The following is a 20,394-nucleotide window of genomic DNA, read 5'->3' as shown; positions in this document are numbered from 1 at the left end:
ATCGGTACCCAGCGAGGTGTTGTAGGCGACATCCGCCGCCTCGGCCACCGCCTGCTCCTGGTTGACCTGATCGGTGATGACGGTGGCGAACTTCACCACCTTGTACAGCACGTCATGGGCATCGAAAATCGGGTTGTATGAAGCTTCCAGCCAGACCACCCGGCCGTGGGCATCGATACGCTTGAAGCGGTCGGCAACGTACTCGCCACGGCGCAGCTTGTCCCAGAACGCCTGGTAGCCGGCCGAGTTGGCCTCCTCCGGCTCGCAGAAGATGCGGTGATGCTTGCCACGGATCTGCTCCAGGCGGTAACCGACAGCGCCCAGGAACCGGTCGTTGGCAGTGAGGATGGTGCCATCGAGATCGAACTCGATCACCGCGGTGGAGCGCATCAGGGCCTTGATCAGGCTTTCGTGCTCGCGGGAGGTCTCGATGGTGCGGGTAAGGTCGCTGGAATGCAGCGTGAAATACTTGATGCGCCCCTCGCTGTTCTTGACCGGCTGCAGGATCGACCGTAGCCAGGCTTCCTGGCCATTGCCACGCAGCAGGCGGAATGCACCGTTCAGGTGTTCACCGCGGCTGATTGCGCCCTTCATGCGCTGGTGGAAATCCAGCGTCTTCACATGGGCGGGGACGATGTCCTCGATGTTGCGCCCAAGCAATTGTTCGCCACGGTAGAGCATCTCGCTCTCGAAGTTGGCATTGACCATCTCGATCCGTCCCTGAGGGTCGAGTTGAAGTACCAGCATCTCGCTGTCGAGGCTATTCTTGACCTGTTCTATGGACATCAGGTCTTCGCGAAGCTGCCGGATTTCTTGCTTGAGCTTGTTGTTGAACATCACCGCTCTCCTGGAGCGAATCGGGTAGTCGAATGCATCTTCATCGGCTGCCGATGCCCCCGCTTGAGTGCCCTGCAATGAAATATTCACGTGGACATACGCGTCGGCGAGCAGGCGTCATCTTTACGTCACATGGCAGTCACATTGGCGCAATCCAGCAGGCGGAAACTTTTTGTCATGAATACACCCGCCCTACGCATTTCCCTGGTCAGCGAAACCTTCCCACCCGAGATCAACGGCGTGGCCAATACCCTTGGCCGCCTCAGCAAGGGGTTGCGCCAACGCGGCCATGAGATCGAAGTGGTGCGCCCACGCCAGGCCGGAGAAGCACCGCGGCACAGCGACCCGAACCTGATGCTGTGCCGTGGCTGGCCACTGCCTGGCTACCCGGGCTTGCAATGGGGCGAGGTATCGATGCACAAGCTGTTGCGCCGCTGGCGTCGACAGCGCCCGGATGTGCTGTACATCGCCACCGAGGGGCCGCTTGGGCTCAGTGCACTGCGCGCGGCCCGGCGCCTCGGGGTTGCGGTGGTCAGTGGCTTCCACACCAACTTCCCGCAGTATTCCGGCCAGTACGGGCTGGGCCTGCTGACGCGCCTGCTCACCAACTACCTGCGCTGGTTCCATCGGCGCACGGCGATCACTCTGGTACCCAGCCTCAGCCAGCGCCTGGAGCTCGAACGCCGTGGCTTCGAACGCCTGGAGCTACTGGCCCGGGGGGTCGATGCCTGCCTGTTCAACCCGGCCCGGCGCAACCCCGCATTACGGGAAAGCTGGGGGCTCGGCCCGGATGATATCGCCGTGCTGCATGTGGGGCGGCTGGCGGCAGAAAAGAACCTGGGCTTGCTGCGCCCAAGCCTGGAGGCCCTGCAGAAAACTTATCCACACAAACGCCTGCGCCTGATAATGGTCGGTGACGGCCCGCAGCGTGCCGCCCTCGAACAGCAGGTACCGGATGCCATGTTCTGCGGCGTCCAGCGTGGCGAGGTGCTGGCCGAACACTATGCCAGCGGTGACCTTTTCCTGTTTCCGAGCCTGACCGAAACCTTTGGCAATGTGGTACTCGAAGCCATGGCCTCGGGGTTGGCGGTGGTCGCCTATGACGAGGCAGCCGCCGCGCAGCATATTCGTCATGGCCATAGCGGTGCGCTGGCCATGCCGGGGGATCAGGTGGCGTTCATCGATGCAGCCTGCTGGCTGCTGGAGGAAGAAGAGACGTTACGGCGGGTGCGCCTGAATGCGCGAAAGCATGCCAGCCACCAGGGATGGCCGGCGATTGTCGAGCAGTTCGAGGGGTATCTGCATGCAGCCCGGAACCAGGCTGCGACCTCGCCAGCTTCGAGGCTGGGTGCTACGCGATCTGTGTAGGAGCGGCCTTGTGTCGCAATCGGGCTGCAGAGCAGCCCCTCGATAGTTGCGACAATGCTGATATCCGGGGGCCGCTATGCGGCCCGATCGCGACACCAGGCCGCTCCTACAGAGGGACCGCGTCAGGCACTTCAGGCCAAGGCTTTCTCGATAGCCTGCACCACCGCAGGATCATCCGGCGCCGTGCGCGGCGAAAAACGCGCCAGCACCCGCCCGTCCTTGCCCACCAGGAACTTCTCGAAGTTCCAGGTAATGTCGCCCGGGAACTCCGCCCCCTCACCCGCCAGCAGTCGGTACAGCGAATGGCGCTGCGGCCCGTTGACCTCCAGCTTGGCACCCAGCGGGAAGCTCACCCCGTAGTTGAGGCTGCAGAACTCCTGAATTTCCTTTTCGCTGCCAGGCTCCTGCCCGGCAAACTGGTTGCACGGAAGGCCAAGCACGTTGAAGCCCTTGTCCTTGTAATTCTGGTAGAGGTTCTCCAGGGCCTTGTATTGCGGCGTGAGGCCACACTTGGAGGCAACGTTGACCACCAGCACCACTTGGCCCTTGAACGGTGCGAGGGGCAGCTCCCCGCCGTTCAATGCGTCCAGTTTCAGGTCGTGAAATGCACTCATGATGAATCCCCTCTCAGGTTCCCGGTTGCCGCGCAGGCGAATTACGCCCACTAAAAAGGCGCTCGTCCAAACCGTCCACCTCCCGTAGGAAGGCAAATCGGCTTGCCCGAGCGCCTGGCGACTTTCTGAGCTTAGCGCAGAAAAATCAGTGGTGATGGCCACCTTCACCGTGGATGTGGCGGTGAGCGATTTCTTCGTCGCTGGCATCACGAACGTTGACCACTTTGACCTGGAAGGTCAGACGCTGGCCGGCCAGCGGGTGGTTGCCGTCGACAGTCACGTCGTCGCCGTCGATGTCGCGAATGGTGACGATCTGCATCTGGCCATCCGGCGCCGAAGCGTGGAACTGCATGCCCACTTCCAGTTCGTCGACACCTTCGAAAAGGCTGCGGTTCAGGGTGCTGACCAGCTCGGCCAGGTATTCGCCGTAGGCATCTTCCGGCTCGATGGAAACGTTCAGCTCGTCACCGGCCTGCTTGCCTTCCAGGGCTTTTTCCAGGCCTGGGATGATGTTGCCGGCACCGTGCAGGTACACCAGCGGTGCACCGCCGGCGGAGCTGTCGATGGTCTCCCCGGCGTCGTTGGTCAGGGTATAGTCGATGGAGACAGCCTTGTTGGCGGCGATCAGCATGGGGCAAGACCTTTTGCAAAAGTATATAGAGCGGACAAGTGTAACCAAGCCATCGCCCGATTGCGAACGCACCGCGGACGAGCAACGGCCCATCAGTCGGATCACCGGCTTCCACCAGGACGAAGAGGGCCACTGGGTGGCCGAACTGTCCTGCGGCCACACCCAGCACCTGCGCCACCAGCCGCCGTGGCAGGCGCGCCCCTGGGTGCTCGACCCGGCCCAGCGCGAGCAGCGCATCGGCCAGCCTTTCGCTTGCGGCTGGTGCGCACAAGGTGCCGATAGCGCTACCCTTGGCCGTTAATTTCTTGCACCGCTTATTTCGAGAAGCACGCATGCACACATTTTTCATTGCGCCGACCGATTTCGGTGTCGGCCTGACCTCCATCAGCCTGGGCCTGGTGCGCACCCTGGAGCGCGCCGGGCTGAAGGTCGGCTTCTTCAAGCCGATCGCCCAGCCCCACCCGGGTGACACCGGCCCCGAACGCTCCACCGAGCTGGTCGCCCGCACCCACGGCATCAAGCCCCCGGTGCCGCTGAGCCTGGCCCACGTCGAGCGCATGCTCGGCGATGGCCAGCTGGACGAATTGCTCGAAGAAATCATCCGCCTGTACCAGCAAGCCTGCATCGGCAACGACGTGGTGGTGGTCGAGGGCATGGTGCCCACGCGCCACGCCAGCTATGCGGCGCGGGTCAACCTGCACCTGGCCAAGAGCCTGGATGCCGAGGTGATTCTGGTATCGGCGCCGGAAAACGAAGTGCTCAGCGAGTTGTCCGGCCGGGTCGAACTGCAGGCCCAGCTGTTCGGCGGCCCGCGCGATCCGAAGGTGCTCGGGGTAATCCTCAACAAGGTGCGCACCGACGAAAGCATGGCCGACTTTTCCACCCGCCTGCGCGAGCACTCGCCGCTACTGCGCGGCAACGACTTCCGCCTGCTGGGCTGCATCCCCTACCAGCCTGAACTGAACGCCCCGCGCACCCGCGATGTGGCCGACCTGCTAGGTGCCCAGGTGCTCAACGCCGGCGACTATGAACAGCGGCGCATGAGCAAGATCATCATCTGCGCGCGTACCGTTGCCAACACGGTGCCACTGCTCACCTCGGGTACCCTGGTGGTGACACCGGGCGACCGCGACGACATCATCCTCGCCGTCAGCCTCGCGGCGATCAACGGCGTCCCGCTGGCCGGCCTGCTGCTGACCAGCGACAGCAAACCTGACGCGCGTATCCTTGGTCTGTGCCGTGGCGCCCTGCAGGCCGGCCTGCCGATCCTGTCGGTCAGTACCGGCTCGTACGACACCGCCAACCAGCTCAACTCGCTGAACCGCGAGATACCAGTGGACGACCGCGAGCGCGCCGAATTCATCACCGACTTCGTCGCCAGCCACCTCGACGCCGCCTGGCTGCACCAGCGTTGCGGCACGCCGCGTGAATTGCGCCTGTCCCCAGCCGTGTTCCGCTACCAGTTGATCCAGCGGGCGCAGCAGGCCAACAAGCGCATCGTCCTGCCGGAAGGCGCCGAGCCGCTGCTGGTGCAGGCAGCGGCCATCTGCCAGGCCCGCGGCATTGCCCGCTGCGTGCTACTGGCCAAGCCCGAGGATGTCGACGCCGTGGCCCGCGCCCAGGGCATCACCTTGCCGCCGGGCCTGGAAATCCTGGACCCCGAGGTAATTCGCGGGCGCTATGTAGAGCCGATGGTCGAGCTGCGCAAGAGCAAGAACCTCAATGCACCAATGGCCGAGCAGCAACTGGAAGACCCGGTGGTGATCGGTACCATGATGCTGGCCCTGGACGAAGTGGACGGCCTGGTCTCGGGCCTGGTGCACTCCACCGCCAACACCATCCGCCCGGCTCTGCAACTGATAAAGACCGCACCGGGCTCGAGCCTGGTGTCGTCGGTATTCTTCATGCTGTTCCCCGAACAGGTGCTGGTGTACGGGGACTGCGTGATGAACCCGCACCCGAGTGCTGTCGAACTGGCCGAGATCGCCCGGCAGAGTGCCGAATCGGCACAGGCCTTCGGCATCGCGCCACGGGTGGCGATGATCAGTTATTCAAGCGATTCGGCCAGCGACGAGGAAGTCGAGAAAGTGCGCGAAGCGACCCGCCTGGCACAAGGCGCGGCGCAAGAGCTGCTAATCGACGGGCCGTTGCAGTATGACGCGGCGGCCAACCCGGCGATTGCGCGGGACCTGGCGCCGGGCAGCCCGGTAGCCGGGCGGGCGACGGTATTCGTGTTCCCAGACCTGAATACCGGCAACACGACTCACAAGGCGGTGCAACGCAGCACCGACGGGGTCAGCCTGGGGCCGATGCTGCAAGGGTTGCGCAAGCCGGTGAACGACTTGCCGCGCGGGGCTCAGGTTGACGATATCGTGCATACCATTGCCCTGACGGCGATTCAGGCGAGCGTGGCGGGCTGATACCTGCGAAGCATGCACCGCGGTGCATGGCACCGGCTTCGCCGGTGTTCGCGGGCACGCCCGCTCCCACAGGAACCGCGCATTTCCTGAGCCTCGCGCTAAACCTGTGGGAGCGGGCAAGCCCGCGAAGGGCCGCCAAGGGGCCCCGGCGGTCAATCAGGGATACTGCTGAACCTGACCTTGCTGGTCATACTGCTGACCCGGAATCGGCTTCAGGTTCACTTCCACACGGCGGTTCTGCGCACGGCCATTGGCGTCGGCGTTGCTGGCGATCGGCTGGTCCGGGCCCATGCCACGTACGGTGATACGCGAGGCATCTACACCCTGCGAGGTCAGGTAGGTGCTGACCGCCTGCGCACGGCGCTGGGACAGGTCCATGTTGTGCTGGCGGCTTCCAGTGCTGTCGGTGAAGCCGACCACTTCGATGGTGTTCTGGTTGAACTGCTTGAACGAGCCGGCCAGGTTGTTCAGCGGCGAGTAGAAGCTTGGCGCGATGTTGGCCGAGTCTGTTGCGAAGGTGATGTTGCCCGGCATGATCAGCTTGATCTGGTCACCCTGGCGCTGCACTTCCACACCGGTATTGGCCATTTGCGCGCGCAATTCGGCTTCCTGCTTGTCGGCGTAGTAGCCATAACCGGCTGCAGCGGCACCCACGGCGGCAGCGCCGATCAGTGCGCCCTTGCCGCGGTTGTTGTGGTCGATGGCGGCACCGGCGATAGCACCGGCCAGCGCGCCCAGGCCGCCGTATTTGGCAGTTTTGCTCATCCCGGTGGAGCCCTGCGCCTGCCCTTGGCTGTCATAAGGGTTCTGGCCGGCACAGCCGGTCATCAGGGCAGCGGCGGTTGCGACGATAATCAGACGACGCATGGTGAACATGGACAAGCTCCTACTGAATTCATGAATGCGACAGATCATAAAGGGATCTATGCCAGCCTTGGATTGCATCGGCGCCGAAAAATTCCGTGAAAGTGCCTTCATGTGCCATCAGGCACGCACAAAGGGGTTCTCGCGCATTTCGTCGCCCAGGCGGGTATCAGGCCCGTGGCCGGTCACCACGATGGCCTCCTCGTCCAGCCGGTACAGCCGCTCCCTGATGGAACGGACGATGGCCCGCTGGTCGCCACCCCACAAATCGGTACGGCCAATGCCCCGGCGGAACAGGGTATCGCCGGCGATCAGCAGCTTGGCGTCGGCAAACCAGAAACTCATCGAGCCTGGCGTGTGGCCTGGCGTATGCAGGGCCACGCCACATCCACAGGCCAGCTCCTCGTCATCCCCCAGCCAGCGGTCCGGCGCGGGTACCGGAGTGTAGGGCACGCCGAACATCTGGCACTGCATTTCCAGGTTGTCCCACAGCGACTGGTCGTCCTTGTGCAGGTGCAGCGTGGCGCCGGTCAGCTCCTTGAGCTTGCCCGAGGCGAGGAAGTGATCGAAGTGCGCGTGGGTGTGGATGATGCTCACCAGCGTCAGCCCGTGGGCCTGCAGGCGGGCCAGGATCTTGTCCGGGTCACCGCCGGGGTCTACGACGATGGCCTTTTTGGTAAGCGGGTCGCCGATCAGGGTGCAGTTGCACTGCAGGGGGCCTACGGGGAAGGTTTCGCGGATGAGCGCTGACGATGGATTCTGCATAGGGAATACGGGAACCGGTTAATCGAAGAGGGTCTGTACGCGAGCCAGTGCATCAAGGATGACGACCTCGGGTACCGACTCTATGCGTTTGGCAAATCTGGCTTCAAGGTCGACTGTGCGCACCTGATTGCAGAGCATCACGCCCTGAGTCTGCGTACCCACACCGCTGAGCGTGACGGCGAAACCCGCATGCCTGGCAAAATCGCCACCTTGAGTGATCGGCACTACCACAGCCAGGCCTGACGCATTGAACGCAGCGGGAGTGAGCACCAGCGCAGGTCGCCCGGCCCCCTGCTGCTCCCGTCCAACAGTCGGATCGAGATTGACGCGAACGATATCGCCCCTGGCGAACTTCACCCGATTCACACTTCACGCCCTACTGGTGGCATCGCGTTCCAGTCGGCCATGTCCTCTGGCTCCGGTGCATCCAGATCGCACTGAGCCATCAGCTCTTCAAGGGTGTATTTGGGTTTCGACCTGACGGGTTTGAGCACCATGGTCTCACCCGCGGTGTCCAGGCTCAAGGTAGAGCCGACTCCGAGACGCATCTGCTTGAGCACTGCAGCCGGCAAGCGAATCGCGGCGCTGTTACCCCACTGTTGAATCTTGATCTGCATGAGTATCTCCCAAGGTAGATACATAGTAGAAACCCTCCAAATGATTGCAAGCGAAATGTAGAGACGTCGTATCTACACTGTCATTTGCCCGGTATGGACAAAAGCCCTGCAACCTCAAGAAGGAAATGCCCTACATCACCTTGGGAACCTACTTTCCACCTGCAAAAATTTGAAACGTAATCCTTGTCAGTTTCAAGGCAAAAACAACCTGAACAACCCACCCCCAAGCGCGCCGCCATTGGAGATCTCGATCCGCCCGCGCACCCCGCCGCTTTCATGCAGTGCCGCGATCCGCGCCGCAAAATACAGGCCAAGGCCGGTACTGCCGCTGGTCGAGTCGATACCCTGGATGAATTCTTCCTGGCGTTCGAGCATCCGCTGTGGATAACCCGGGCCGTCATCGTTGACGCAGATGGCCAGCTGGTTGTCTGCCTCTTCGATGGTGATCAGCAAGGCATGCGCGGCAAAGCGGGTGGCGTTGGTGATCACGTTGGCGATCACCGAGGCCACCAGCTCGCGGTCGAAGAAGCCCAGCGGGTTGTCGGTGTCGATGCGCCAGGTGGCAAGGATGTCCTTGTGCTTGAGCACCTCCTCGTGTGCCGCGAGCTGGGCTTCGATAAAGTCGTCCAGTTCGTGGTAGTCCGGGCACACCGGCAACTGGTTCACGCCCAGTTTGTACAACCCCAGCAACTGCACAAGCATGCCGTTGAGGTGGCGAAACTCATGTTCCATAACCCCTTGCTCGGCACCACTTCGCAGCTCCTCGGGCAAGCGCTGCATCCACTGGTTGTGGGACTGGATCAGCGCCGACAGGGAGTTCTTCAGGTCGTGCACGGTGGAGGCGATCACCGTGGAAAAATCCAGCCCCTGGTTGTCTTGATTCATGCGCCGAACACTCGGATGTGCAGTTTGCGGTAACGGTCGTAGCGGTTGTCGCTGGCGGGGATGCCGGCCACGCTGGTCAGGGCGTCGCGACACTCCTGCATGATCGCGGGCTGAGGGTTGTCTCCGCCGATGCGCAGCAGCGCCTGGGCAGTGTTGAGGGCGATGCTGATGTTCTTCGGCTGCAAACCCAGCGCCTTGCGGAACAGCTGCAAAGCCTCGCCGAGCTGCCCTCCCTGGTAACTGCGCACACCCTGGCGATTGAGGGTGACCGCTTCGGTAATGGCGTTGAGCACGCTGGGGTCGTCCGTCAGCTTGCCGACCCTCTCCATGACCTTTGGGTCATCGCCATAACTTTCCACACAGTTCTTCAGCACGCCGATGGCGGCAGCTTCCTGTCCCATGGCCTGCAACTGCGCGGCAACGGTCAGGGCCGAATCGACCGAGAAGAACTGGTTCATCTTGTCCAGGCGCTGGATCGCCTGTTCGGTCAGCTTTGCAGCCGTTTCAGGGTCGCCGGCCTGCTGCAGGCTGGCGGCCTTCATCATGCGGGCACGCACCTGCAGGCCTTGGTCCTCGGGGTTTTCCTTGGCCACTTCGCTGAGTGTGCTGTTGATCTCGACCCGTGTGCGCGCATCCAGCCCAAAGCCGGCATTCCTGCTCATCAGCGCCTGCACCAGGCCCAGGTTGTTCTCGGGGTCCTTGTAGCGTGAGCTCTGGCCCTGATTCACCGCGTGGCGAAATGCCTTCGAAGCACTCTCGAAGTCTTCGTTTTCCAACGCCAGCTTGCCCAGCGTCGACTGCCGGCGCACCGATAACGGCGACAGGCGCACGGCTTCTTCAAGCATGTTCTGCGCACGCCTGGTCTCGCCTTGGGCCACCAGCACCTCGGCCATGCCATCGTACAGGCCTGGCATGATCGGGAAGGCCTTGAGCGCCTGCTCGTACACGCCCTGGGCCTGGGCATTCTGGCCACGCTTGTGCATCAGGCCGCCCAACGCCGAGTAGACCCACGGCTGCGGGCGGCTGGCCAGGATGGCCTTGAGGAACTTCTCCAGTTCCTCGAAGCGGTTGAGGTTGCGCAAGGCATCGGCCCGATAGCGCAGGCACAGCGGGGCCAGGCGTGGGTCGCGCTTGCACAGCTCGGCGCAAGCCGCCAGCACTTCTGCCGGGCGATTTCGGTCCAGGGCCTGCAGGATCGGCTTGAGCAGGGTCTTGCGCTGGTACAGTTTCTCGACACGCTGGGCCAGGCCAACTCGGTTGAACGGCTTGGTCAGATAGGCATCAGGCTCGTGCTCGATGGCGCTGAGGACAATGGCCTGGCTGCTCTCGGCAGTGACCATGATGAATATGCACTCATGGCTGATGTGCTTGTCGAGGATCAGGTCTTCGAGCACCTGCTGGCCGTTCTTCTTGCCGTCGCCCAGGTGGAAGTCCTGCAGTATGACGTCATAGCGTTTTTGCGCGCACATGCGCAGCGCCTGCTCGCCGCTGTCGGCGGTGTCCACGTCACGCACGCCCAGTTCGCGCAGCATGGAACGGGTCGACGTGCGAAAGTCGGTAAAGTCGTCGACGATCAGAAAGCTCTTTTGCCCGTACTGCAGCATCAACACGACCTGCCTTGGAATGATTGAAAAATCGCGCGAGGCGATGCCACCGATAGCTGTATCGGCAGCTGGTCGGAAAAGATTAGGGTAGAGCATTCGCGGCCACGAACCATGGCCTCGAGCCATCACTTTAACGAGCAAGACCCTGCTGGGCCAATATCACAACAGCAGCCCCAGGGACTTGGCCTTCGCCACCGCCTGGGTACGCCGCTCCACCCCCAGCTTGCTGTTGATATGGCTGGCGTGGGTTTTCACCGTGTGCAGGGAAATGAACAACCGCTCGCTGATCTGCTGGTTGGAACAACCCTGGGCAATCAGCTCGAGCACGGCCAACTCGCGGCTGCTCAGGGCTTCGCCGCTGCCGGTGCTGGCGCTTGGTATCTGCGGCAAGCGCTTGAGCAACTCGGCCTGCACCGGGCAGGCGGCTACTGCATGGAGCTGTTCGAGAAGCCACTGCGGGTACTGCTCCAGCAAAGGCTGGAACGGTTGCAGCACGCCGCCATGGGCTGCCGCCAGCAACCGTGGCAACAACTGGGCGGCCTGCTCTTCCCGACCTTCGCCCAGCAACAAGCCAAGCCACTGGCACAGGGCACTGACGCTGAGCATCATGCCGCCACTGGCCTGGCCGCGCTCGACCAGGCCTGCCAGCCGCTGCGCCGCATCGGCGCTACGCGACTGGATACGCTCGAGGGATGCCTGCTGCAAGGCGATGTGCAACGGCAGCAACGGGTGGAACTCCGGGGCCGCCGCCGGTTGCTCGCCACCATAAGTCTGGCCCAGCCGCAGCAGCCAGGACTCGGCCAGGTCGATGCGCCCCTGGGCCAACCACAACTCGCATTTGACCAGGGTGATCATCGCCAGATAGTAGACCGGCGGTACATCCCAGATGTGCATCAGCCGCTCGGCCTCGGCCAGTTCGGCAAAGGCCTCGGCAAAGTGCCCTTCTCGGCCATCGAGCGTAGCGATCACACAGTGGCCGATGAGCACACTGATATCACGGCAGGCCCGAGCCTCGCCCAGCCCAGCACGTAAACGGGCACGACCCTGGGACGGCTGCAGACGCGACACCAGCAGGTAGCCCTCGTAAAGCGTCAGGCGGGCGCGCACGGCATAAAGCCGCTGTGCCGAGAGCCCTTGCAGGCGCTGCAACCCCTGGCGAACTTCGTCCAGCGCGCGCAACACCTCGCCACGGGCATGCAGCACCCGCGCCCGGTCGTAATGGGCCAGGGCCTCGAACAATGGGTTGCCAACACGCTGGGCCAACTCCAGCGCCTCACGGTTCCAGCCGCGGGCCCGCCAGAAATCGCCATCGGCAATCGCCAGGTTGGACAGCGTCGACAGGCACACCAGGCGTTGGCCATAACGCTTGCTCGGCAAACTCTGCAGCGCTTCACCGCAATAGGCCAGGGTGCGCTCGCGATCACCACGGCCACGGGCGATAACACCACTCAGCGCCAGCCACTGGGCCAGCATGGACTTTTGCGCGGTCGCCGAAGGCGCGGGCAGGAAGCGGCTGAGATAACCCGCCAGCTCCTCGGCCGCGTCCAGCTGGCACGCCAGGCCCAACGCCCAGCTGTACAGCACGATCAGCCGCGGCGTGCTGATCAGCAGGCTGTCGGGCAGGTCCATCTTCCAGCGCAGCAACATGCCGACGTTCTGTTCGGCCAGCAGTTGCTCCTCGGACAGGCTCTGCACCAGGTCGGCGGCGACATCGAGGTAACCGGCGCGCAGGGCCTGCTCCACCGCTTCGTCCAGCAGGCCCTGGCTTTCGAACCAGCGGCAGGCACGCAACTGCAGGTCGGCCAGCGGCTCGCTGGCCTGGCGGCTGCGCAACAGGTCGGAGAACAAATGGTGATAGCGGAACCAGTGGCCATGCTCGTCCAGCGGCACTAGGAACACCTGGTGCGCCTGCAAGAAACGCAGGATCGCGGCACTGTCGTGGCGGCCGCGTACGGCATCGCACAGCGGGGCGCAGAAACGTTCCTGGCAGGCCGTTTCGTAAAGGAAGGCCTGTACATCGGCGGGCAGCATGTCGATGACTTCTTCCAGCAGATAGTCACGGATCAGGCCCTCGCCGCCATGCAAGGCCTGGGGCAAGGCCTGCTCGTCAGCGGACTCGCTTGCCGCCAGCTGCCAGAAACGCAACCCGGCCACCCAACCGTCGCTGCGCTGGATCAGGTTGTCCAGAGCCTGGCCACGCAGCCCGTTGGGTTGGCGGCCGATCACCGCCAGTGATTCTTCGGCGGTCAGGCGCAAGTCCTGTTCGTTGAGTTCGACCAGGTGCCGCGACAGGCGCAGGCGCGCCAGGTGCCAATCCGGGCGTTGGCGGCTGGTGACCAGCAGCACCAGGCCGGGGGGCAGGTGATTGAGGAAGAACTGCAGGCAGCGGTCGAGTACCGGCCCCTGGGCCAGGTGATAGTCGTCCAGCACCAGCAACAAGGGAGTATCGGCTTGCAGGTACAGCGCCAGCTCGTCGAGCAGGCCGTCGAGCCATTCCTCGAAGGCGAACGGCTGGTGGCGCTGGCGCATTTTCAGCAGACCCATGGCCTGGCCGCCCAGCGCCGGGCAATACTGCTGCAGGCCTTCGAGCAGGCGTTCGAGGAATCGGCCAGGGTCGGCATCCCGTTGGCTCAGGCCCAGCCACAGGCTACGCCAGTGCTCGGGCAGCGCTTCGCAAAATTCGATGGCAAGGGAGCTTTTGCCGAACCCTGCCGGGGCATTGACCAGTAACAACCGCCCGCCGAGACCGGCTTGCAGCCGCTGGCACAGGCGCAGGCGCGGCACATGGCCGTCCGGCAAGGGCGGCCGGAAGAAACGCCCGTCCAGCAGGCCCAGGGCCTGGCTGGTGAATCCATGCGTACGGGACAGATCTGTCATGGCCGGCTCGTTCTGATTGGAAGACTACGGCGGTATGGATGCTTGCGAGACTAGCGGGTAACGCTACGCATTTGAAGATGATGGGCGCAATTACACTGAAAAAGACTGCGACAAAAAGCAACATGACTGATGGACAGCGGCTGGGGCGGGGGTTTGGAGGGGTATTCACCAGCTTTATTGCTGTACCGGCCTCTTCACGGGTGAACCCGCTCCTACAGAGATTGCGCAGGTTTCAAGCCCAGTGCAGTACCTGTGGGAGCGGGTTCACCCGCGAAGGGGCCGGTACAGGAAAATGAAACGCCCCGGACAAGCCGGGGCGCTCCGAGGTTGCGCGATACTTAGCGAATACCCGACTGGCGCAGTGCCGCTGGCTGGAAGTCAGCCTTGCTGGCACTGAAGCCGAAGTCGTAGGCGCGCTTCTCTTCGTTCTTCATGCCCAAGGCCAGGTAACGGCCCGACTGCAGGTCATAGATGGCCTCCAGGGTGTACCACGGCACTTCCACGTTGTAGTACGGCTGGGCATGTGCCTCGGACACGCGCCACAGTTGGCCACGGCCGTCGTACTGGTCAATCACCGCAGCCTGCCAGGTGTCCTCGTCGATGTAGAAGTCACGCTTGGCATAGATGTGCCGCTGGCCCGGCTTGAGGGTGGCGACCACGTGCCATACACGGCGCAGCTCGTAACGGGCCAGGTCCTGGTTGATGTGCCCGGCCTTGATGATGTCGGTGTACTTGAGCTTGGGGTCGTCGAGCTTGAAGGCGTTGGACGCGATGTACATCTCCTTCTTGCCTTCCAGCTTCCAGTCATAGCGGTCTGGCGCACCGTTGAACATGTCCAGGTTGTCGGAGGTGCGCAAACCGTCGGCGGCGGTACCCGGGCCGTCGTACGACACTTGTGGTGCCTGGCGTACGCGGCGCTGACCGGCGTTGTAGATCCACGCCTTGCGTGGTTCCTTCACCTGGTCGAGGGTTTCGTGCACCAGCAGCACGGTACCGGCCAAGCGCGCAGGCGCGGTCACTTCCTGCTTGAAGTAGAACAGGATGTTGCCCGGGTTGTTCGGGTCGTAATCCTTCATTCTTTCGCGGAAGACGAACTGGTCGGAGAAGTATACCGGGTTGAAAGAGCCGTTCTGCTGGGGCGTTGCCTGGGTCACCAGACGGCTGACGCTACCGCCCCGGTAGCGGGTGATGTGGTTCCAGATCACCTCCAGGCCGCTTTTCGGGATCGGGAACGGTACAGCCGTGCGGAAGTTGTTCAGACCGTTGCCGCCTTCGACCAGGGTGGTCTTGGTAGCGTTTTCCTTGATGGCGGCGAACACATCGGCCGGCACCGTGGAACCGCGATGGGTCTTGAATACCGGGATCTTGAAGGTGTCCGGATAGCGCTTGAGCATGGCCAGCTGGCCCGGCGAGAGCTTGTCCTTGTACTGGTCGGCGTTCTGCGCGGTGATGGTGAACAGTGGCTTGTCACTGCCGTACGGGTCGGACAGGAAGCCCTTGCCGTCGACGCTGCCCGCGCTCTTGGACAGCGGTTCCCACGGGCCGATCGAGCCATCGGCGTTGCCAGCCTTTTCGGCGCCCATCGGAGTCAAGGTACTGCCCAGCTTGGCCGCCTCGTCGGCGGATACTGCAGCCATGACGCTGGTCGCCAGCAGGGACAGGCCCAGCACACCGGCTTGCAGCAGACTTCTGGTCTTGTTCATGTCGTGTCGTCCTGGATCTGTATGCTTAGAAGTTCACGCCGAAGCTGAGGGCGACGAAGTCGCGGTCATCCACGGTGGTGTACTTGCCGTCGAAGAAATTGGTGTACGACAGGCTCGCCGTGTAGGTGTTCTGGTACTCGGCGTCCAGGCCCAGGCTGACAGCCTTGCGGCCCTCCTCAAAGTTGGCGCCAGGGCCAGGCGAATAGCCGGAAACGTCATGCGACCAGGCCACGCTCGGCTTCAGGTTGACCCCGGCGAAGACGTCGTTGTAGTCCCAGATGACACGGGCGCGGTAACCCCAGGAGGTACTGGTGGTGTAGCCGTCGTTCTCGCAGTTGCGGTTCAGGTTGGCAGTGGATGCACCGGCGCCAGCGCCTGCAATGGTGCTGGCGTTGAGTACCTGGCAGGTATCGGCACCACCGGTGGAAGGCAGCGGGCCAGGGCCGAACACTGGATCGCGACCGTAGCGAGTGTCGTGCGCGTTTTCGAGGCCGCCCACATGGGTGACACCCACTTCGCCCACCACGGTCATGCGGCTGGCACCCATCACCTGATCGAAGAAGTGCGTCAGGGTAGTCTGGAATTGCGTGATTTCCTTACGGCGATACCCATGCAGGTCCTGCCCCGGAGTACCAGTCAACAGCGAAGCATTGCTCAAGGCGCCGCCAATGGGACGAACCCCGGCAAACAATATATCTGTGGTGTTGAGTTGCACTGGCGCGTTGGGGCGGTAGCTGAGTTCGCCGCTCCAGGCGGTCCCTGTAGGCAGCGTGGTGGAGAAACTCAAGCCATAGAGGCGGATATCCTCCGGGTATTCGACAAAGTACTCGGAATTACCCGCCACGATCAGGGGTGCCAGGGCGCGCAGCTGTGCAGGCAGGGCGCTCAACCCGGCGAACACGGAGGGTGCAGCCCCTGTAGCGCTGAAGATCGGCGCACGGCTGTGATAGTTCATGAAGTAGGCACCGAACTCGGTGTCCAGCGGTTCGAACATGTAGCGCATGGCCACACCGAATTGGCCGCTATCACGTGCATCGCGGTCGGCGCCGCGGCGCACCATCACCCCTTCTTCGTTGATATCCACGCCCCGAGTGGCAAGGAACTGCTGCGCCGCCCCTGGCACCGTGCGGCTGCTGTTGAGCACACGCAGGTTGTCGGTACAGCCGTCGGCAATGATGTCCGGCTGGGAGAAGAACGTGCCGCAGTTGTCGACGACCGTCTGGTCCCATTCGATCTGGTAGAAGGCCTCGGCCGACAGGTTGTCGGTCAGGCTCTGCGAAATGTAGAACATGTTGACCGGAATCAGGCCTTCCTTGATCTCGGCCCCCGGGCGGCGAAACGCCGACACGTCGATCGGGTTGATCGAGTTGATGCCGCCACCGATGAAGGTACTTTCACCCCAGCTCACCACCTGCTTGCCCAGGCGCACCGAGCCTGGCTGATCGCCGATGGAGTAGTTGTGGTAGACGAATGCGTCGAGTAGCTCGGCACCGGACGATTTGGCGCCTTCCTTGCGGTTGGAGTCGCTGATGTCCTTGAACTCGCGGCCTTCGTCCTTCAGTTCGAAGTCGTACCAGTACTTGCCGCGGACGAAAACGCCGGTGTCGCCGTACTTGAGCTCCAGGTCATGGATACCCTTGAAGATCTTGGAGAAGGTTTCGCCCTTCTTGAAGTTCAGGTGGCCATCGTCGGATGTCTGCGACAGGCCCTTGCCGCCGTTGTTCACCCCGATCAGGTTCTTGTTGGGGTTGGCCGTCGACCAGCTGGCGCCGATGGAGAGCGACGAGTCGAACTGGCCTTCGATTTCACCAATGTTGAAACTGACAGCGAAAGCAGGACTTGCGAGCGTGGAAGCAAGGCTGACGGCCAGGGGCAACTTGGCCCGGCGCCAGAACAGGTTTGCAGATTTCATCGACGCTACTCCATGTACTTTTTTTGTTATGGCAGTGAGTCCTTTCAAGAACGGCCCGAGCGACCGGCTTGCAGGCTTGCGCCCGCGGCGACACGGTTTGCGCATGTCGCCTCCCCCATTCCTGAAAATCCCCTGGCCCCGACTATAGCCAGCAAGGCACAGGCGCTTGATCCCTCTAAAGTGTGATTTGCGCTCCGTGCGGCCAACTCGCTGCCATGTTGCCCCGGCTGCGCGCTGGCAGTGCTAAAGGATGGCGTATTTCTGCCGTTTGGCAAGGCTCCACCCCTCTAGCATGCGGGTCGCGCGCTGCAGTACGCGACCCGCATGGCGGTTACAGCGTGGAGAGGAACGCGCTGTTGCTGGCCTGCCACTGGACGATGTCCTGGCGGATGCGTTTCTTGTCGAGCTTGCCGACACTGGTCTTGGGAATTTCGGTAACAACGGCGATCTGGCTTGGAATCGCCCACTTGTTGATGTGCCCTTGCTCGACGAACGGCTTGAGGTGTTCCTTCAGCGCCTTGGCGTCGATGACCTGGTCTTCGCGCACCACCAGCAGGGCAAACGGGCGTTCACCCCACTGCGGGTCGGCCACCCCTACCACCGCCACTTCGCGCACGGCCGGGTGACGGCTGATCAGGTCTTCGAGGTCGAGCGAGGAAATCCACTCGCCACCGGTCTTGATCACATCCTTGATACGGTCGCGGATGTCGATATAGCCCATGCCGTCGAGCGTGGCGACATCACCAGTGTGCAACCAGCCGCCCTGCCACAGCTCCTCGCTTTTTTCCGGTTCCTTGAAGTAGCCCATGGTCAGCCATGGCGCACGCAGCACCAGCTCGCCCTGGGTTTCACCGTCGGCGGGCAGGAAGTTGCCGTCGCCGTCGACGATGGCCGCCTCCACCAGCGGCACCGGCACGCCGGCCTTGATGCGGTAGGTGACGCGCTCATCCTCGCTGCCGGCCTGCAGTTCGTCGTTCAGGTGGGCGGCGGAAATCAGCGGGCAGGTCTCGGACATGCCATACGCAGCGGTCAGCTGGATACCGCGTGCCAGGGCGGCCTGGTACAACGAGCGGTTGAGTGCGCTGCCGCCGATGATGATCTTCCAGCCGCCGAAGTCCTGACCTTGGGAGGTCGGGCAGTTGAGTAGCATCTGCAGGATGGTCGGCACGCAATGGGAGAACGTGACCTTCTCTTCGCGCCACAGTTTGACCAGCATGTCCGGCTCGTAGCGCCCCGGATACACCTGCTTCATGCCCAGCATGGTGGCGGCGTAGGGAATGCCCCAGGCGTGCACATGGAACATCGGCGTGATGGGCATGTACACGTCGTTGCTACCCAGCAGGCGCACGCTGTCGATGCTGCCAGTCACCGAAGCTTCGGCCAGGGTGTGCAACACCAGTTGCCGATGAGTGAAGTACACACCCTTGGGGTTGCCGGTGGTGCCAGTGGTGTAGAAGGTGGTGGCCACCGAGTTCTCGTCGAAGTCCGGGAAGTCGTAGCGCGGGCTGGCAGCGGCCAGCAGTTGCTCGTACTCGCCCACCAGGTTGGGCAGCTCGGCTGTCTTTTCCGGGCCGTCGGTCAGCAGCAGGGTCTTGTCGACCGTGGTCAGTTGCCCGACGATGGCCTGGTACAAGCCGACGAAGTCACTGTTGACCAGCACCACGCGGTCTTCGGCGTGGTTCATGGTGTAGAGAATCTGCTCGGGCGACAGGCGCACGTTGATGGTGTGCACCACCGCACCGATCATCGGGATGGCGAACATGCATTCCAGGTAGCGGTGGCTGTCCCAGTCCATCACCGCCACGGTGTCACCGGCCTTTACCCCGGCTTCGGTCAGCACGTTGGCCAGGCGCGCGATGCGCTCGTTGAGCTGGGGGTAGGTCAGCCGCATCTGGTCTCGGTAGACGATTTCGCGGGTCTTTTCATAGCGGCTGCCTGACATCAGCAGTCGCTTGATCAGCAGGGGGTAGGCGTAGGCGCCCTCGGCGGGCTTGATGATGCGGGTCTGCAACATGGGTATCCCTTTTCTGGAAAGCGGGCCGGACAAGTCTGGGAACTACTGTAGTTCGCCAATGTGACGGCTAAATCAGCCGAAGGAATGATTTGCGTGATGAAGGTATGAGTGGCGGGCGTTGACGGGCGGCAAGGTTGAACTAGACACTGCGGCGGCAGCTTCAGGTTATGTGGTGAAGCTGATGGCCTATTCGCGGGTAAACCCGCTCCCACAGGTATTGCACCGTTGCAAAGGCTGGTGCAGTACCTGTGGGAGCGGGTTTACCCGCGAATGGCCGCGACACCGAAATCCCGCCCAGCCTCGGAGAACTTCATGCCCAGCCCGCGCCGCGCCGTGTTTCTCGATCACCAGTCCCTGGACCTGGGCGATCTCGACCTCTCGTCCCTGAAGCAGCAGTTCGACGAGTTCGAACTGTTCGCCGCCACCCGTCCTGAGCAGGTCGCCGAACGCCTTCAGGGCGCGGTAGCGGTAGTCAGCAACAAGGTCATGCTCGACGCCGCGACCCTGGCCGCCAACCCGCAGCTGAAGCTGATCCTGGTGGCCGCCACCGGCACCAACAACGTCGACCTGGCGGCCGCCCGCGCCCAGGGCATCACCGTGTGCAACTGCCAGGGCTACGGCACACCGTCCGTCGCCCAGCACACCCTCGCCCTGCTACTGGCACTGGCCACCCGCCTGTGCGACTACAACCAGGCGGTAGCCGACGGCCAGTGGGCCAAGGCCAGCCAGTTCTGCCTGCTGGACTTCCCCATCGTCGAGCTGGAGGGCAAGACCCTTGGCCTGCTCGGCCACGGTGAACTGGGCGGCGCGGTGGCGCGACTGGCCGAAGCCTTTGGCATGCGCGTGCTCAGCGGGCAGATCCCCGGCCGCCCGGAACGCGCCGACCGGTTGCCGCTGGACGAGTTGCTGCCGCAAGTCGACGCCCTGACCCTGCACTGCCCGCTGAACGAGCACACACGACACATGCTCGGGGCCCGCGAACTGGCCTTGCTCAAGCCAAACGCACTGGTGGTCAACACCGCCCGCGGCGGCCTTATCGACGAGCAGGCGCTGGCCGACGCCCTGCGCAGTGGCCACCTGGGTGGCGCCGCCACCGACGTGCTGAGTGTGGAGCCGCCGGTCAACGGCAACCCGCTGCTCGAGCCCGGCATCCCGCGCCTGATCATCACCCCGCACAGCGCCTGGGGCGCGGTAGAGTCGCGCCAGCGCATCGTCGGCCAGCTCAGCGAGAACGCCCAGGCCTTCTTCGCCGGGCAGCCACGCCGCGTGGTTAGCTGAGCCCG

Annotated in this window: 16 protein-coding genes and 1 pseudogene; 4 read left to right on the top strand and 13 right to left on the bottom strand. The window is 63.2% G+C overall.

Annotated elements, in window-relative coordinates; genetic code table 11:
* Positions 1–108 precede the first annotated feature (108 nt).
* Positions 109–708, bottom strand: a pseudogene (locus NY023_RS27675) (PAS domain-containing protein); the annotation flags it as partial.
* A 306-nt stretch (positions 709–1,014) separates the two neighbouring features.
* Here NY023_RS27675 and NY023_RS04290 point away from each other — a divergent pair.
* Positions 1,015–2,205 carry a glycosyltransferase family 4 protein gene (locus tag NY023_RS04290; RefSeq protein WP_013970950.1) on the top strand — a complete coding sequence of 397 codons (1,191 nt, stop codon included), beginning with the start codon at positions 1,015–1,017 and terminating at the stop codon, positions 2,203–2,205.
* 131 nt (positions 2,206–2,336) lie between these two features.
* On the opposite strand, the gene NY023_RS04285 is transcribed toward NY023_RS04290, so the two are convergent.
* Together NY023_RS04285 and NY023_RS04280 are read right to left on the bottom strand one after the other, a co-directional pair.
* Complete coding sequence (locus NY023_RS04285) at positions 2,337–2,819, bottom strand: glutathione peroxidase (protein WP_015268966.1); 483 nt, start codon at positions 2,817–2,819, stop codon at positions 2,337–2,339.
* A 145-nt stretch (positions 2,820–2,964) separates the two neighbouring features.
* On the bottom strand, positions 2,965–3,450 hold the full coding sequence (locus tag NY023_RS04280; protein ID WP_003259610.1) for a peptidylprolyl isomerase: 486 nt from the start codon (positions 3,448–3,450) through the stop codon (positions 2,965–2,967).
* Between NY023_RS04280 and NY023_RS04275 the strand changes: the two genes are divergently transcribed.
* Positions 3,449–3,751: a DUF3565 domain-containing protein gene (locus NY023_RS04275; protein WP_013970948.1), complete on the top strand. Its 303-nt coding sequence runs from the start codon at positions 3,449–3,451 to the stop codon at positions 3,749–3,751. The two genes, NY023_RS04280 and NY023_RS04275, sit on opposite strands and share 2 nt — an antisense overlap.
* A gap of 31 nt (positions 3,752–3,782) precedes the next feature.
* Complete coding sequence (gene pta / locus NY023_RS04270; RefSeq protein WP_013970947.1) at positions 3,783–5,870, top strand: phosphate acetyltransferase; 2,088 nt, start codon at positions 3,783–3,785, stop codon at positions 5,868–5,870.
* A 156-nt stretch (positions 5,871–6,026) separates the two neighbouring features.
* Here the strand turns inward: pta and NY023_RS04265 are convergent, their stop codons facing one another.
* The 10 genes from NY023_RS04265 to NY023_RS04220 all read right to left on the bottom strand — a co-directional run bounded on the left by NY023_RS04265 (position 6,027) and on the right by NY023_RS04220 (position 19,111).
* The gene (locus NY023_RS04265; protein ID WP_013970946.1) at positions 6,027–6,746 is read right to left on the bottom strand and encodes an OmpA family protein; all 720 of its coding nucleotides are present in this window, start codon (positions 6,744–6,746) and stop codon (positions 6,027–6,029) included.
* Between the two features lie 108 nt (positions 6,747–6,854).
* Entirely contained in the window at positions 6,855–7,499 is a 645-nt protein-coding gene (locus NY023_RS04260) for an MBL fold metallo-hydrolase (RefSeq protein WP_013970945.1), read from the bottom strand.
* Positions 7,500–7,517: 18 nt separating this feature from the next.
* The gene (locus tag NY023_RS04255) at positions 7,518–7,865 is read right to left on the bottom strand and encodes a type II toxin-antitoxin system ChpB family toxin (RefSeq protein ID WP_023661096.1); all 348 of its coding nucleotides are present in this window, start codon (positions 7,863–7,865) and stop codon (positions 7,518–7,520) included.
* Positions 7,862–8,140: an AbrB/MazE/SpoVT family DNA-binding domain-containing protein gene (locus NY023_RS04250; RefSeq protein WP_003259615.1), complete on the bottom strand. Its 279-nt coding sequence runs from the start codon at positions 8,138–8,140 to the stop codon at positions 7,862–7,864. Before NY023_RS04250 ends, NY023_RS04255 begins: the two co-directional genes overlap by 4 nt.
* A 168-nt stretch (positions 8,141–8,308) precedes the next feature.
* Positions 8,309–9,001, bottom strand: coding sequence for a sensor histidine kinase (locus NY023_RS04245; protein ID WP_013970942.1), 693 nt, complete (start codon positions 8,999–9,001; stop codon positions 8,309–8,311).
* Positions 8,998–10,605, bottom strand: a complete 1,608-nt coding sequence (locus tag NY023_RS04240; RefSeq protein WP_023661095.1) for a response regulator — start codon at positions 10,603–10,605, stop codon at positions 8,998–9,000. The genes NY023_RS04245 and NY023_RS04240 overlap by 4 nt, the downstream gene beginning before the upstream one ends.
* 159 nt (positions 10,606–10,764) lie before the next feature.
* Complete coding sequence (locus tag NY023_RS04235) at positions 10,765–13,482, bottom strand: LuxR C-terminal-related transcriptional regulator (protein ID WP_013970940.1); 2,718 nt, start codon at positions 13,480–13,482, stop codon at positions 10,765–10,767.
* A gap of 338 nt (positions 13,483–13,820) precedes the next feature.
* A complete protein-coding gene (locus NY023_RS04230; RefSeq protein ID WP_013970939.1) occupies positions 13,821–15,185 on the bottom strand; it encodes a DUF1329 domain-containing protein in 1,365 nt (454 codons plus the stop codon).
* Positions 15,186–15,210: 25 nt separating this feature from the next.
* A complete protein-coding gene (locus tag NY023_RS04225) occupies positions 15,211–17,097 on the bottom strand; it encodes a DUF1302 domain-containing protein (protein WP_013970938.1) in 1,887 nt (628 codons plus the stop codon).
* 331 nt (positions 17,098–17,428) lie between these two features.
* Positions 17,429–19,111: a fatty acid--CoA ligase gene (locus tag NY023_RS04220; protein ID WP_013970937.1), complete on the bottom strand. Its 1,683-nt coding sequence runs from the start codon at positions 19,109–19,111 to the stop codon at positions 17,429–17,431.
* Between the two features lie 312 nt (positions 19,112–19,423).
* Between NY023_RS04220 and NY023_RS04215 the strand changes: the two genes are divergently transcribed.
* Entirely contained in the window at positions 19,424–20,389 is a 966-nt protein-coding gene (locus tag NY023_RS04215; protein ID WP_024086268.1) for a 2-hydroxyacid dehydrogenase, read from the top strand.
* Positions 20,390–20,394 lie beyond the last annotated feature (5 nt).

Origin of the sequence: Pseudomonas sp. NBB (assembly GCF_032701105.1) — a bacterium.
In the GTDB taxonomy this organism is placed as follows: Bacteria; Pseudomonadota; Gammaproteobacteria; order Pseudomonadales; family Pseudomonadaceae; genus Aquipseudomonas; species Aquipseudomonas asiatica.
Note: the sequence above shows the minus strand (reverse complement) of the source record. Positions and strands in the feature narration are given on the sequence as shown.

Bases quoted from the DNA above. Each gene is read 5' to 3' on its own strand.
- NY023_RS04290 (WP_013970950.1), top strand. From the start codon at position 1,015: ATGAATACACCCGCCCTACGCATTTCCCTGGTCAGCGAAACCTTCCCA.
- NY023_RS04285 (WP_015268966.1), bottom strand. From the start codon at position 2,819: ATGAGTGCATTTCACGACCTGAAACTGGACGCATTGAACGGCGGGGAG.
- NY023_RS04275 (WP_013970948.1), top strand. From the start codon at position 3,449: ATGGGGCAAGACCTTTTGCAAAAGTATATAGAGCGGACAAGTGTAACC.
- NY023_RS04280 (WP_003259610.1), bottom strand. From the start codon at position 3,450: ATGCTGATCGCCGCCAACAAGGCTGTCTCCATCGACTATACCCTGACC.
- pta (WP_013970947.1), top strand. From the start codon at position 3,783: ATGCACACATTTTTCATTGCGCCGACCGATTTCGGTGTCGGCCTGACC.
- NY023_RS04265 (WP_013970946.1), bottom strand. From the start codon at position 6,746: ATGTTCACCATGCGTCGTCTGATTATCGTCGCAACCGCCGCTGCCCTG.
- NY023_RS04260 (WP_013970945.1), bottom strand. From the start codon at position 7,499: ATGCAGAATCCATCGTCAGCGCTCATCCGCGAAACCTTCCCCGTAGGC.
- NY023_RS04250 (WP_003259615.1), bottom strand. From the start codon at position 8,140: ATGTATCTACCTTGGGAGATACTCATGCAGATCAAGATTCAACAGTGG.
- NY023_RS04245 (WP_013970942.1), bottom strand. From the start codon at position 9,001: ATGAATCAAGACAACCAGGGGCTGGATTTTTCCACGGTGATCGCCTCC.
- NY023_RS04240 (WP_023661095.1), bottom strand. From the start codon at position 10,605: ATGCTGCAGTACGGGCAAAAGAGCTTTCTGATCGTCGACGACTTTACC.
- NY023_RS04235 (WP_013970940.1), bottom strand. From the start codon at position 13,482: ATGACAGATCTGTCCCGTACGCATGGATTCACCAGCCAGGCCCTGGGC.
- NY023_RS04230 (WP_013970939.1), bottom strand. From the start codon at position 15,185: ATGAACAAGACCAGAAGTCTGCTGCAAGCCGGTGTGCTGGGCCTGTCC.
- NY023_RS04225 (WP_013970938.1), bottom strand. From the start codon at position 17,097: ATGAAATCTGCAAACCTGTTCTGGCGCCGGGCCAAGTTGCCCCTGGCC.
- NY023_RS04220 (WP_013970937.1), bottom strand. From the start codon at position 19,111: ATGTTGCAGACCCGCATCATCAAGCCCGCCGAGGGCGCCTACGCCTAC.
- NY023_RS04215 (WP_024086268.1), top strand. From the start codon at position 19,424: ATGCCCAGCCCGCGCCGCGCCGTGTTTCTCGATCACCAGTCCCTGGAC.